Here is a 12,957-nt window from a genome sequence, read left to right on the forward strand (position 1 = left end):
GGAAGTGACGTGATAGCGCCATTGCGGCCGCCGCGCTATGGTCCGGCCAGGAGTAAGAGTTGATGGATCGGCCGGATCAAACCACCCATTTTGGCTTCAGGGACGTCCCCCTGGGCGAGAAGCAGACGCTGGTGAACGACGTGTTTCACAGCGTGGCATCGCGCTACGATTTGATGAACGATCTGATGTCGGCGGGCCTGCACCGGGTCTGGAAAGACATCATGATCACCGCGCTCGACCCGCCGAAGAGCGATACACCGTTCGCGCTGCTCGATGTCGCCGGCGGCACCGGCGACATCGCCTTCCGCGCGGCCAAGGCGGCGGGCACCGGCTTCCATGCCGCCGTTTGCGACATCAATGGCGATATGCTCGAGGTCGGCCGCGAGCGCGCAAGGAAGCAGCACCTCGACCACTGCGTCTCCTTCGTCGAGGGCAATGCGGAGGCGCTCACCTTCGCGGATCGCTCCTTCGACGCCTACACCATCGCCTTCGGCATCCGCAACGTGCCGCGGATCGACCTCGCCTTGCGCGAGGCCTATCGCGTGCTCAGGCCCGGCAGCCGCTTCCTGTGCCTGGAATTCTCCACCGTCGACGTCCCCGGTCTCGACCGGCTCTATGATCTGTTCTCCTTCAAGGTGATCCCCCCGCTCGGCCGCGCCGTCACCGGCGATGCCGAGTCCTATCAATATCTCGTCGAGTCGATCCGCAAATTCCCGCGCCCGAACGCGTTCGCCGAGATGATCGGCGCCGCGGGCTTTTCGCGCGTGAAGTGGCAGAGCCTCTCCGGCGGCATCGTGGCGCTGCATTCGGGCTGGCGTTTGTGATCTCTGCACTGACCCACATTGCGCGCCTCGCCCGCGCCGGCTTCGTGTTTGCGCGCGAGGGCGTGTTCGGCGTCGTCGATCCCTCGCTGGTGCCGCCGCCCGGACAACTTGCGCTGAAGCTGGCGCGGCTGGTCGAACGTGCCGGTGCCAAATCAGGCCCGCGGCTGTCGCGCGCGCTGACGCGGCTTGGGCCAGCCTATCTCAAACTCGGACAATTCCTCGCCACCCGGCCCGACGTGGTCGGCGTGGTGATGGCGCGCGATCTCGAGAGCCTGCAGGACCGGCTGCCGCCGTTCTCGCAAAGCGAAGCCGAGGCGGTGATCACGCAATCGCTGGAACGCCCGCTGCCGCAGGCCTTTGCCAGCCTCGGGCCGGCGATTGCCGCGGCGTCGATCGCACAGGTGCATCGCGGCGAAATCGAGCGCGACGGCGTGCGTCGCCAGGTTGCGGTGAAGGTGCTCCGGCCCAACGTCGCGGCGCGCTTTCACCGCGATCTCAGCGACTTCTTCTTCGTCGCGCGCAACGCGGAAGCACATTCCGCCGAGGCGCGACGGCTGCGGCTGATCGAGGTCGTCAACACGATGTCTCGCTCGGTCGCGATCGAGATGGATCTGCGGCTCGAGGCCGCCGCGCTCTCCGAGATGGCCGAGAACACGCGCGACGATCCGGATTTCCGCGTGCCCGCGGTCGACTGGGACCGCACCACCCACAACGTGCTGACGATGGAGTGGATCGACGGCATCGCGCTTAACGACCATGCGCGCCTTGCGGAAGCGCATGTCGACCTGCCCGACCTCGGCCGCAAGGTGATCCAGAGCTTTCTGCGCCACGCGCTGCGCGACGGCTTCTTCCATGCCGACATGCATCCCGGCAATCTGTTCCTCGACGAGGCCGGCCGGCTGGTCGCGGTCGATTTCGGCATCATGGGACGGCTCGGGCTGAAGGAGCGACGCTTCCTCGCCGAGATCTTGCTCGGCTTCATCACCCGCGATTATCGCCGCGTGGCGGAGGTACATTTCGAGGCCGGCTACGTGCCGGGCCACCATTCGGTGCAGAATTTCGCGCAAGCCATCCGCGCCATCGGCGAGCCGATCCACAATCGCACCGCCGAGGAAATCTCGATGGCGAAGCTGCTCACGCTGCTGCTCGAGGTGACCGGCCTGTTCGACATGCAGACGCGGCCCGAACTGATCCTGTTGCAGAAGACCATGGTGGTGGTCGAAGGCGTGGCGCGCGGCTTCGATCCGAAGCTCGACATCTGGAAGATTGCCGACCCCGTGGTGCGTGAATGGATCACGCAGAATCTCGGCCCGCTAGGCCGCATCCAGGGCGCCATGGCCGGCGCGGGCGAGCTCGGCCGCGTGGTGGCAGGCCTGCCGGCGATCGCCTCGCGCGCGGTCGCGGTGCTGGAGAACCTGGAGAAGATGAGCCGGGAAGGCATCACCTTGTCGCCCGAGACCATCGCCGCGATGGCCCGCACCGAGGGCCGCAAGAACCGCTGGCGCACCGTGGCGCTCTGGATCATCGCCGCGACCTTCATCGGAATCCTGATCGCGATCCGTCAGCTATGATTGCAGTGCATGCACATGCGTGATAGCATCGCTATCACATCTGAGGGCATGCCATGGCCAGCCTGACCATCCGCAAACTCGACGACACGCTGAAGGCCTATCTGCGGCTGCGTTCCGCCAAAAACGGGCGCTCGGTGGAGGAGGAGGTCCGCGTCATCCTGCGCGAGCTCGCTGAGGGCCGTGCCGAGCCCCTGGAGACGCCAGTCGCGGCGCTTGCCGAAGGCCCCTCCCCCACGCCGCGCGCAGCCAGTGCGGCCGGGGAGCCGCGTATCACCCTGATCATCGGCGGCGGGATCGCCGCCTACAAGGCGCTCGACCTGATCCGGCGGCTGAAGGAGCGGCGCATCCAGGTCCGCTGCGTGCTGACCAAGGCGGCCCAGCAATTCGTCACCCCGCTCGCCGCCAGCGCACTGTCGCACGAGCACGTCTACACCGACCTGTTCGATGCCGAGAGCGAGTTCGATGCCGGCCACATCCGCCTGGCGCGCGACTGCGACCTGATCGTGGTGGCGCCGGCCACCGCCGACCTGATGGCCAAGATGGCGCAGGGCCACGCCGACGACCTCGCCAGCGCCATCCTGCTTGCGGCCAACAAGCCGACCCTGCTCGCGCCGGCGATGAACCCGCTGATGTGGAACAATCCGGCGACCCGCCGCAACGTGCTGCAGCTGCGTCGCGACGGCGTCCACACCGTCGGCCCCAATGCCGGCGAGATGGCAGAAGCCGGCGAGGCCGGGGTCGGCCGGATGGCCGAGCCGACCGAGATCGCCGCCGCCGCCGACCACATGCTGCGGCCACCGCAGCCGCGCCCGCTCGCCGGCAAGCGCGTGCTGATCACCGCGGGCCCAACCCATGAGGCGATCGATCCGGTGCGCTACATCGCGAACCGCTCCTCCGGCAAACAGGGCTTTGCCATTGCCGCTGCGGCGCGGGCCGCCGGTGCCGATGTTGTGCTGGTGTCGGGCCCGGTCGATCTGCGCGATCCGCCGGGCGTTTCCGTGATGCGGGTGGAATCGGCGCGTGACATGCTGCACCGGGTCGAGGCGGCGCTGCCGGTCGACGTTGCGATCTTCGCCGCGGCGGTCGCCGACTGGCGCGTCGCCAATGAGGGCGCGCAGAAGCTGAAGAAGACCGCCGCCGGCATGCCGCCGCTGCAGCTCGTCGAGAATCCCGACATCCTGGCGACGATCTCCAAGCTCAAGGACAAGCGTCCGCCGCTCGTGATCGGCTTTGCCGCCGAGACCGAGCACCTGATCGACAATGCCAAGGCGAAGTTCGCCCGCAAGGGCTGCGACTGGATCGTCGCCAACGATGTCTCGCCTGCATCAGGCGTGATGGGCGGGGACCGCAATACCGTTCACCTGCTGTCGCGCGACGGCAAGGAGGTCAGTATCGACTCCTGGCCGGTCATGACCAAGGAAGAGGTCGCGGCCGCTTTGGTGTCGCGCATTGCAAGGACCGTGGGGACAACATCGTGAGTGCCATGATCAAGGTCGAGATCTGTCAGCTGCCGCATGGTGAAGGGCTTGCGCTGCCGGCCTATCAAACCGCCGACGCCGCCGGGCTCGACCTGCTCGCCGCGGTGCCGGCGGAGACGCCCTTGATTCTGCCGCCCGGAAAATACGCGATGGTTCCGACCGGACTGACGATCGCGCTGCCTGCCGGCTTCGAGGCGCAGGTACGGCCGCGCTCCGGCCTTGCCGCCAAGCACGGCGTCACGGTGCTGAACTCGCCGGGCACGATCGACGCCGACTATCGCGGCGAGATCAACGTGCTCCTGATCAATCACGGCGCCGCGCCGTTTCCGATCAAGCGCGGCGAGCGCATCGCGCAGATGGTGATCGCACCGGTCACCCAGGCGCAGCTGGTTCCGGTTGCCGCGCTCACGGCGACCGAGCGCGGCAGCGGCGGCTTCGGCTCGACCGGGCGCTAGGGCACCATCCACACAAATACGGACGCATTCGCGTAAAATCCGCACGGTCAGGCGCGGCATCACGCATTTTTTCACAGCCGATTCTGCGTTCACGGTCTGGACTCTTACTCGCCGAGTCCCGATGGGACTATTCTCTTTTGATTCGAGCACGGCGGAGGGTCTTCGCCGGGCTTTATCGTCTTGCTTGGGCATGATTGTGCCGGAAAGCCGGTATCAGCATTGTGCTGCCGCGGCCCTCGGGGTCCGGATCATGTTCGGGAGTTGTGCGTTCTGGGGCAAACCATGTCGGGCGTAGTCGCGGCGATGCGTCGAACCCTGCTGTCATGCACCTCATTGGCGCGCGACGGCATGATCGGCCTCGCCTCCGCGGTGCTGCTCCCGGCCGGTTCCGCCCTCGCTTCCGAGCTTCCATTCGCGCAGGCGATTACTGACCTGTTCGGGTTCAATCACCAGGAGGTCGCGGTGCTCGCGACCTCGATGGCGCTGGTCGGCTTTTCCGTCGTCGCCGCGATCCTGTTGATGCGCACCCGCGTGCGCGCGACCCGGAACGACGGGCAGCTGCGCTCCGAGATCGCTGACCTGCAGGCGCAATCCGACCGCCTGCGCGCGCTGCTGTTCGCCGAGCCGCAGGTGCTGATCTCCTGGAACGCCGGCGACAACCGCCCGCAGATCTCGGGCGACATCTCGCTCGTGATGTCGCAGGAAGGGTCCCCGCAGCGCATCCTCGCCTTCGGCACCTGGCTGCCGCCCGAGCCGGCGCTGCAAATGGATCACGCGGTCGACGCGCTGCGCGAGAAGGGCGAGGCGTTCCTGCTCAACCTCTCGACATCGGCCGGCCGCGCCATCGAGGCGATGGGCCGCGCGATTGGGGGACAGGCCATCGTGCGGATCCGCGAGCTCGGCGGCCTGCGCCGCGAACTCGCCGAATCGAACCTGCGCTACAAGACGCTGCAGGAGGAGACCGAGCTGTTGCGCGACTTCGCCGCGGCCGCGCCCTGGCCGATCTGGGCCAAGAGCCTCGAAGGAAATCTGCGCTACGCCAACAGCGCCTATGTCCGCGCGACCGAAGGCAAGAGCTTCACCGACGCGCTCCATCGCAACCTCGAACTGCTCGAGAGTGACCAGCGCACCGACATGGCCCGGGCGCTCAACGACAATGCAAGCTATGCCGCGCGCCTGCCGATCGTCGTCAGCGGCGAGCGGCGGATCTACGACGTGCAGGCGCTCAAGCTGAACGGCGGCAGCGCCGGCATCGCGATCGACGCCAGCGAGGCGGCGGCGCTGCGCGCTGCGATGACGCGGATGGTCGAGGCGCACCGGCGCACCCTCGACCAACTCTCCTCCGGCGTCGCCGTGTTCGATGCCGACCGGCGGCTCTCCTTCTACAACGAATCCTACCGGCGGCTGTGGGACCTCGACCAGGCCTTCCTCGACAGCAATCCGGACGATTCGAGCATCCTCGACCGCCTGCGCGCCAACCGCAAACTGCCGGAGCAGCCGGACTTCCGCGCCTGGAAGGCCAAGCTGCACGAGGCCTATCGCGCGGTCGAATCGGAGACCTACACCTGGTTCCTGCCCGACGGCCGTGCGGTCAGCGTCGTCACCACGCCGAACCTCGAAGGCGGCGTCACCTATCTGTTCGACAACGTCACCGAAAGCCTCGATCTTGCGCGCCGCTTCGACGGACTGACGCGGGTGCAGCGCGAAACCCTCGACAATCTGGCCGAGGCAGTCGCCGTGTTCGGCAGCAACGGCCGCGCGCAGCTGTTCAATCCGGTTTTCGCCAAGCTGTGGAAACTGTCGCCCGACGCGCTGCGCGAGCGACCGCATATCGAGACCGTGGAAGCGCTGTGCAAGCCGCTCTTTGACGATGCGCTGACCTGGCGGACATTGCGGGAGTCCATCACTGCGATCGAGAACCGCGCGCAGGTCGCGCTCAAGCTCGAGCGCAAGGACGGCAGCGTGCTCGACTGCATGACGATGCCGCTGCCCGACGGCGCCACGCTGCTGACGTTCCAGGACATCACCGATACCGAGAATGTCGAGCGCGCGCTGCGCGAGCGCAACGAGGCGCTGGAAGCCGCCGACCAGATGAAGGTGGACTTCGTCCACCACGTCTCCTATGAGCTGCGCGCGCCGCTGACCACCATCATCGGCTTCGCGCATTTCCTCAGCGACCCCTCGACCGGCCCGCTGACGCCGAAGCAGGCCGAATATCTCGACTACGTCACCAAATCGACCAACGCGCTGCTGGCGCTGACCAACAACATCCTCGATCTCGCGACCATCGACGCCGGCGCGATGAAGCTCGAGCTCGGCCCGGTCAATATCGGCAAGGCAATCGAAGACGCCGCCGAAGGCATCCAGGACCGGCTTGCGACCGACCGCATCGCGCTCAAGGTCGATGTCGAGCCCGACATCGGCGGCTTCGTCGGCGACGAGCGGCGCGTGGTGCAGGTGCTCTACAACCTGCTCGCCAATGCCGTCGGCTTCTCGCCGCATGACGCCACCGTCACGATCAGCGCGCGGCGGACCGAGCATAGCGTCGTGTTCGCGGTCACCGATTCCGGCCCCGGCATTCCGCCCGAGATGCGGGACAAGGTCTTCAACTGGTTCGAGAGCCACTCTCACGGCTCGCGGCATCGCGGCGCCGGGCTCGGCCTGTCGCTGGTGCGCTCCTTTGTCGAACTGCATGGCGGGCGGGTGCGCGTCGATTCGACCGTTGGCAAGGGCACGACCGTGACCTGCGACTTCCCGATCGACCAGACCGCGCATCGCAACGCCGCGGAATGATCGCCTCCACCACATTCTCCGTCGCACTCGCGAACGAAACCGCGACAGCCGAGCTGATGGCCGATCTCGCACTGCTGATCGGCGCCGGCGACGTGATCACGCTGTCGGGCGATCTCGGCGCCGGCAAGACCGCGGCTGCGCGCGCGCTGATCCGCTATCTCGCCGACGACGATACGCTTGAGGTGCCGAGCCCGACCTTCACGCTGGCGCAGACCTACGACCTGCCGTCGTTTCCGCTGGTTCATGCCGACCTCTACCGAATCAACGATGCGAGCGAGCTCGAGGAGATCGGGCTGTCGCCGCTGCCCGAGGACATCGTGGCGCTGATCGAGTGGCCGGAGCGCGCACCGGACGCGCTGCCCGCCGACCGCATCGATTTCGCCTTCAGCCATCGCCCGGCGCTGGGATCGACCGCGCGCGCGGCGGAGATCACCGGTCACGGCAGGGCCGCGGCAAAGGTCACGCGGCTGCAGCTGCTGCGCCAGTTCCTCGACAAGTCAGGCTATATCGACGCCAGGCGCGAGCGCATGCCCGGCGACGCCTCGACGCGCTCCTATGCGCGGCTGCGCACCGCCGACGGCAGCGTCATCCTGATGAACTCGCCGCGGCGCCCCGACGGTCCGGCGATCTATGACGGCAAGTCGTACAGCGCGGCGGTGCATCTCGCCGAGGATGTGAGGCCGTTCGTCGCGATCGGCAACGGCCTGCGCAAGCACGGCTTCTCGGCGCCTGCGATCCGGCATAGCGATCTCGAATCCGGCTTCCTCATCACCGAGGATTTCGGCAACGCCGGTGTCATCGAAGGCGATCCGCCGCGCCCGATGACCGAGCGCTACGAGGCGGCGACCGACATGCTGGCGGCCCTGCATCGCGAGGTGCTGCCTGAACATTTGCCCCTGACGGCTGAGACGACCTACGATATGCCGGTGTTCGATATCGACGCCTGGCTGATCGAGATCGGGCTGATGCTCGAATGGTACATGCCCGATCGCGGCGTCGAGCCGAGCGACCAGCTCCGCGCCGAGTTCTTCGCGATGTGGCGCACCATTCTGCAAAAGCCCGCCGCCGCGCCGCGGACCTGGGTGATGCGCGACTTCCATTCGCCGAACATCATCTGGCTGGCCGAGCGCACTGGGATCCTGCGCGTCGGCATCATCGATTTCCAGGACGCGCTGCTCGGCCCTGGCGCCTACGATTTGGTGTCGCTACTGCAGGATGCGCGGCTCGACATCCCCGAGCAGCTCGAGCTGTCGCTTCTGACCCGCTACATCAAGGCGCGGCGTGCGACCGACGAGAGCTTCGATCCGGCCGGCCTCGCCGAGCTCTACGCCATCATGTCGGCACAGCGGAACACGCGGCTGCTCGGGACTTTCGCGCGGCTCAACCGGCGCGACGGCAAACCGCAATACCTGAAGCACCTGCCGCGGATCTGGACCTACCTCAATCGGTCATTGGCCCATCCGGCGCTGGCCGAGTTCCGCGACTGGTACGCCGCCAACGTCCCTCCTCCGGTACCGTAGTTTACGGGTTGTTAGCCAACGACCGCCTAAGCTGATCCAGGCCCTGCTCCGTTCTTGGGGCGGCCGGATTTGGAGCGGGACCAAACATGCCGTCGGAGCGTCGCAGGGGCGATCGGGTCACATTTGAGCGCGGCTTCGCGGCTCACATGATGGGCATCGACGGCACCTGGCGGCGCGACTGCGTCATGGAGGACGTGTCCGAGACCGGCGCCAAGCTCACCGTCGAGGGTTCGGTCGAGGGCCTGCACCTGAAAGAATTTTTCCTTCTGCTGTCGTCCACAGGATTGGCATATCGCCGCTGCGAGCTGGCATGGGTCAATGGCGACCAGATCGGCGTCAATTTCCTGAAACAAGGCGACAAGAAGAAGAAAACGGCCAAGCGCGGCACGCAAGCCGCCGACGCTTAGCCTTCCATCGCCCTTTGCCGTCTTACGGCCGTCATGTCCGATGACTATGGCGTCTGATCGATGTGCTTGCCGAATCGCCGTGGTATGATCGGCGGCGCGGAGAGATGATGACCGAGACCGTCCGGAAAATGCCCGTTACCCCCCACAAAGCCATGGTGCTCGCCGCAGGCCTCGGCGTCCGCATGCGCCCCCTGACCAACACGATGCCGAAGCCGCTGGTCAGCGTCGCGGGCCAGCCGCTGCTCGACCACGTGCTCGACAAGCTCGCCGGCGCCGGTGTCACCGAAGCTGTGGTCAACGTGCACTACCTCGGCGACCAGATCATCGAACACGTCAAGACCCGCAGCCGCCCGCGCGTGATCATCTCCGACGAGCGCGACCAGGTGCTCGGCACCGGCGGCGCGGTCGTGAAGGCGCTGCCGCTGCTCGGCGACGCGCCGTTCTTCCATCTCAACGCCGACACGATGTGGATCGACGGCGTGCGCTCCAACCTGACGCGGCTCGCCGAGACCTTCGATCCCGCGCGGATGGATATCCTGCTGTTGATGGCACCGACCACATCGAGCATCGGCTATGGCGGCCGCGGCGACTACGCGATGATGCCTGATGGCGCGCTGCGCAAGCGGCGCGAGCACCAGGTGGTGCCGTTCGTCTATGCGGGCGCGGCCATCATGTCGCCGGCGCAGTTTGCCGATGCGCCGAAAGGCGAGTTCTCGCTGACCAAGATGTTCGACCGCGCCAACGAGCAGGAGCGGCTGTTCGGCCTGCGCCTCGATGGCGTCTGGATGCATGTCGGAACTCCCGACGCGGTCCAGGCCGCGGAAGAGGCTTTCCTCGAGAGCGTGGCCTAGAGATCAACGATCATCGTCGATGGCGAGAACGGCGAAGCTCGCCAGCCAGTGCTCGCCCATATAGTCGCCGGCAATGTGGGGCAGGCCGACATCGAGATGGCGCCGCGCGGCCTCCTGCAGGATCGGGCGGCGGGCATCGTCCTCCGGCAACGCTTCGGCCAAGGCTCGCCAGCACCAGGCGCGGCTGAGATTGAGCCCATCGAGATGCGCGATCTTGCCGTCGGTGCGATCGGTGACGGTGGCGGGCCGGAACAGCGTCGCGGGTTCGCACCGCGAAAGCCGGGGCAGGAAGCGATCGAACCAGGGCAGGAACGCATCAGGCGTCAGCAGGTGACGCATGCACTCCGCCTCGATCAGCGCGGAAGACTGGAAGTCGTCGCCGCTTGGTTCGCCCCAGGCGGGGCAATCCTCATCCGCGCCGTACCAGCGCAGTGCCGTGTCCCGCAACAAGATGCCGAACTCGCCGTCCCGCGTCGCTGTGGCGTAATCCGCGGCCATGCGAAGCCCAAAGGCCGTATTGAAATGGGTGCCGACGCGCACCGGATAGCTGGCGAGCGGCAGGAAGTCGCGAAAGCGTTGCGCGAACATCTCGGCGAGCGGGGCTAGTTGCGCGCGCCAGCGTGGCTCCTCGAGCTGAGAGAGTTCCGCTGCGAGCTTCAACAGCCAACCCCAGCCATAGGGCCGCTTGAAGCCGCGCGCCGTCGGGGCCGCCAGATAGGCGCATTCGACCGCGATTTTCTCTGCAACGAACTGCGCGTCGAACAGGGCACGGATATCATCCGCCACTTCGCATCGCGGATAACGACGCAGCAAACGGGCGAGCATCCAGTAGCTGTGGACGCAGGAATGCCAGTCATAGCTGCCGTAGAAGACGGGATGCAGTTCGCGCGGCGTGCGCGCGTCCTGCGGCCCGGCCAGCACATGGTCCGGCTTGTTGGGGTATTCGCGCCCGACATGGCCGAGCGCGACGCGGGCAAAACGGACGGCAAGCTCTTCGGTCAGGATCATGGCGCTCATGGTGCGGAATTCTCCTTTCGCATGCGCCGAACCAGCATCTCGATCAAGCGCGGTGTCATGTAGATCGGGAATTGCGTCGCCGCGAAGAACAGGACCGTCATTGGCGACACTGCCGTGCCCATCGCCGACCAGACCAGCCCGACATTGCGGTTGCCGAGAGTGAGACCGGTCGACAGCCGCTCGGTCAACCCGCCCGGCATCAGCAACGCGCCGAATACTTGCAGGCCGAGATTGCAGGCGAAAGCAAGGCCGATGCAGGTGAGCGCGGCCACAGGCTGCGCTTCGATCTGCGCACGCACCCCGGCCATCGTCGAAATGGCAAAGAGCAACAGCGCGGCGAGCACCGCGGCGTCAATGGCGCGCGAATGCTGCACCAATCGTTCGCTGGCGTAGCGACGAAGCAGCAATGCCGTCGCGCCCGCGCCGCCGACCAGCAGCGCTAGCCTTGCCGCCAGAACAAGCGGGTCGAGCGCGAGGCCTGCGAACCATGCCGCGATCAGCGGCACCGTGATCGGCGCCAGCGCCATCGACAGCAGCGTAACGGCAAGCGGGATGGTCGCATCGAGCCGCAGCATTCGCGCGACCGCCGCCGTGCCGCTCGAGGGCGGAGCGCAAACCGAAAGCACCAGCGCGATCGTCAACTCCGCCCGAGATCCGCTGCCTTGCGCCGCGAGGCCGACCAGCAGCGGACAGGCCACCATGGCGAGCGTGGGCAACAGCAGCGACACCAGCGGCCGCCGCAACGCCTGTCGGAAGGCTCCGCCATCGACCCGAAGGAAGGTCCCGAGCACGAGAACGAAGATCGTGGCCGCCATCAGCGGGCGCACGGCGTCCGCCAGGGCCGGGAAAGCCAGCCCGGCGAAGACCCCGATGATCAGCAATGTCGGCCCGTGCGGCATCAGCCTTGCGAGGAATCGGCCCATGCCACTCCGCCCCGTCGTTATGTCCTGCGGCAAAGCATAGGGACGACCAATTCATTGTTGAAATCGATTATTACTATAAGCATTATTGCTACTATGAATTTATCCGCCGTCGATCTCAACCTGCTGGTCGCCTTCGAGGCCTTGATGGAGGAGCGCCACGTCACGCGCGCGGCCGAGCGCATCGGCCTGGCCCAGCCTTCGATGAGCAGCGCGTTGCGGAGATTGCGGGCGCTGTTTGCGGACGAGCTGTTCCTGCGCGCCGGCGCCGGCATGCAGCCGACCGAAAAGGCGCTGGCACTCGCAGGACCCATCGGGGATGCGTTGCGGCAGATCCGGGGCGTGCTCGCGCCCGACAAGGGCTTTGATCCGTCCACCGCGCAACGGCGCATCACGATTGCCACGACCGATTACGGCGATCTCGTCGTTGTGCCGGAGCTGACCCGTCTGTTGCGCCGGGAAGCTCCGGGTATCGACCTCGCCGTGCGTCCGCTCACCGATGCGACATCTGCTCTGGCGAAGCTGGAGCGCGCCGAGCTCGACGCGCTGATCGGCGGCCATCTGGCGGATTCGCCGCGCTGCCTTCGGCATCGGCTATTCGTTGAGCGTTTTGTCTGCATCCGCGACGCGACCCGTGCGCGGGGCTCTGCGGGTCTGAACCTCAAGGACTACGCGGCCTTGCCGCACGCCTTGTTCTCGGCGGCCGGCGGCGACGGCCTGCCGAGCGTGATCGACGGCCTTCTGGCCCGCCATGGGCTGAAGCGACGGGTTGCGATGACGCTTGCGCATGTCGTGGCTGTTCCTTTCGTGGTGGCCGGCACCGACCTCGTCGCCACGCTGGCCGAACGCGTGGCCCGGCGTTTCACCGACATCGCCGCAATTGCCGTCGTCCCGCCGCCCTTCGACATCCCCGCCTTCGCAATTGACCTCGTCCATACAAGACGCGCGGCCGACGATCCTGCGCTGCGATGGTTTCTGGATGCCGTCAGCCGCTGCGCTGGTCGGCTGACCGGCGCAGGCGGCCATGCAAGCGACAACGCCGAGCCGGCTGACGATGACAGGGGTGGCTAATGGCGGTCGCCGCTCCTTATAGTGGCGCCTGATTCCGAATCAGGCAGCCC

At 66.8% G+C, this 12,957-nt stretch carries 11 protein-coding genes; 9 read left to right on the plus strand and 2 right to left on the minus strand.

Translation table 11 applies throughout. From position 1 onward, the window contains the following. Positions 1 to 62 precede the first annotated feature (62 nt). The 8 genes from ubiE to ACFFWD_RS40860 all read left to right on the plus strand — a co-directional run bounded on the left by ubiE (position 63) and on the right by ACFFWD_RS40860 (position 9,899). Positions 63 to 824 (plus strand): bifunctional demethylmenaquinone methyltransferase/2-methoxy-6-polyprenyl-1,4-benzoquinol methylase UbiE, encoded by a 762-nt coding sequence (gene ubiE, locus ACFFWD_RS40825; protein WP_376975052.1) that lies wholly within the window; start codon positions 63 to 65, stop codon positions 822 to 824. Next, entirely contained in the window at positions 821 to 2,395 is a 1,575-nt protein-coding gene (gene ubiB, locus ACFFWD_RS40830; RefSeq protein ID WP_376975053.1) for a 2-polyprenylphenol 6-hydroxylase, read from the plus strand. The genes ubiE and ubiB overlap by 4 nt, the downstream gene beginning before the upstream one ends. Before the next feature lie 53 nt (positions 2,396 to 2,448). Then, on the plus strand, positions 2,449 to 3,873 hold the full coding sequence (gene coaBC, locus ACFFWD_RS40835) for a bifunctional phosphopantothenoylcysteine decarboxylase/phosphopantothenate--cysteine ligase CoaBC (protein ID WP_376975054.1): 1,425 nt from the start codon (positions 2,449 to 2,451) through the stop codon (positions 3,871 to 3,873). A 5-nt stretch (positions 3,874 to 3,878) separates the two neighbouring features. Then, positions 3,879 to 4,328: a dUTP diphosphatase gene (gene dut, locus ACFFWD_RS40840; RefSeq protein WP_376975122.1), complete on the plus strand. Its 450-nt coding sequence runs from the start codon at positions 3,879 to 3,881 to the stop codon at positions 4,326 to 4,328. A 282-nt stretch (positions 4,329 to 4,610) separates the two neighbouring features. Then, positions 4,611 to 7,121, plus strand: a complete 2,511-nt coding sequence (locus ACFFWD_RS40845) for a sensor histidine kinase (RefSeq protein WP_376975055.1) — start codon at positions 4,611 to 4,613, stop codon at positions 7,119 to 7,121. Next, a complete protein-coding gene (gene tsaE / locus ACFFWD_RS40850) occupies positions 7,118 to 8,641 on the plus strand; it encodes a tRNA (adenosine(37)-N6)-threonylcarbamoyltransferase complex ATPase subunit type 1 TsaE (RefSeq protein WP_376975056.1) in 1,524 nt (507 codons plus the stop codon). The genes ACFFWD_RS40845 and tsaE overlap by 4 nt, the downstream gene beginning before the upstream one ends. 86 nt (positions 8,642 to 8,727) lie before the next feature. Continuing rightward, on the plus strand, positions 8,728 to 9,048 hold the full coding sequence (locus tag ACFFWD_RS40855; protein WP_376975057.1) for a PilZ domain-containing protein: 321 nt from the start codon (positions 8,728 to 8,730) through the stop codon (positions 9,046 to 9,048). Between the two features lie 128 nt (positions 9,049 to 9,176). Then, positions 9,177 to 9,899 (plus strand): nucleotidyltransferase family protein, encoded by a 723-nt coding sequence (locus tag ACFFWD_RS40860; RefSeq protein ID WP_376975123.1) that lies wholly within the window; start codon positions 9,177 to 9,179, stop codon positions 9,897 to 9,899. Between the two features lie 3 nt (positions 9,900 to 9,902). Here the strand turns inward: ACFFWD_RS40860 and ACFFWD_RS40865 are convergent, their stop codons facing one another. Together ACFFWD_RS40865 and ACFFWD_RS40870 are read right to left on the minus strand one after the other, a co-directional pair. Continuing rightward, on the minus strand, positions 9,903 to 10,916 hold the full coding sequence (locus ACFFWD_RS40865) for a DUF2891 domain-containing protein (protein WP_376975058.1): 1,014 nt from the start codon (positions 10,914 to 10,916) through the stop codon (positions 9,903 to 9,905). Next, positions 10,913 to 11,839 (minus strand): bile acid:sodium symporter family protein, encoded by a 927-nt coding sequence (locus tag ACFFWD_RS40870; protein WP_376975059.1) that lies wholly within the window; start codon positions 11,837 to 11,839, stop codon positions 10,913 to 10,915. The genes ACFFWD_RS40865 and ACFFWD_RS40870 overlap by 4 nt, the downstream gene beginning before the upstream one ends. Between ACFFWD_RS40870 and ACFFWD_RS40875 the strand changes: the two genes are divergently transcribed. Beyond that, complete coding sequence (locus ACFFWD_RS40875; protein ID WP_376975060.1) at positions 11,807 to 12,907, plus strand: LysR family transcriptional regulator; 1,101 nt, start codon at positions 11,807 to 11,809, stop codon at positions 12,905 to 12,907. The two genes, ACFFWD_RS40870 and ACFFWD_RS40875, sit on opposite strands and share 33 nt — an antisense overlap. The last annotated feature ends 50 nt before the right edge of the window (positions 12,908 to 12,957 follow it).

This window comes from Bradyrhizobium erythrophlei (assembly GCF_042430365.1).
GTDB classification, from domain to species: domain Bacteria; phylum Pseudomonadota; class Alphaproteobacteria; order Rhizobiales; family Xanthobacteraceae; genus Bradyrhizobium; species Bradyrhizobium erythrophlei.

What these genes read in the sequence shown, in the direction of transcription:
- dut (WP_376975122.1), top strand. Translation starts at nt 3,879, where the DNA reads ATGATCAAGGTCGAGATCTGTCAGCTGCCGCATGGTGAAGGGCTTGCG.
- ACFFWD_RS40855 (WP_376975057.1), top strand. Translation starts at nt 8,728, where the DNA reads ATGCCGTCGGAGCGTCGCAGGGGCGATCGGGTCACATTTGAGCGCGGC.
- tsaE (WP_376975056.1), top strand. Translation starts at nt 7,118, where the DNA reads ATGATCGCCTCCACCACATTCTCCGTCGCACTCGCGAACGAAACCGCG.
- ACFFWD_RS40870 (WP_376975059.1), bottom strand. Translation starts at nt 11,839, where the DNA reads ATGGGCCGATTCCTCGCAAGGCTGATGCCGCACGGGCCGACATTGCTG.
- coaBC (WP_376975054.1), top strand. Translation starts at nt 2,449, where the DNA reads ATGGCCAGCCTGACCATCCGCAAACTCGACGACACGCTGAAGGCCTAT.
- ACFFWD_RS40865 (WP_376975058.1), bottom strand. Translation starts at nt 10,916, where the DNA reads ATGAGCGCCATGATCCTGACCGAAGAGCTTGCCGTCCGTTTTGCCCGC.
- ACFFWD_RS40845 (WP_376975055.1), top strand. Translation starts at nt 4,611, where the DNA reads ATGTCGGGCGTAGTCGCGGCGATGCGTCGAACCCTGCTGTCATGCACC.
- ubiE (WP_376975052.1), top strand. Translation starts at nt 63, where the DNA reads ATGGATCGGCCGGATCAAACCACCCATTTTGGCTTCAGGGACGTCCCC.
- ACFFWD_RS40860 (WP_376975123.1), top strand. Translation starts at nt 9,177, where the DNA reads ATGCCCGTTACCCCCCACAAAGCCATGGTGCTCGCCGCAGGCCTCGGC.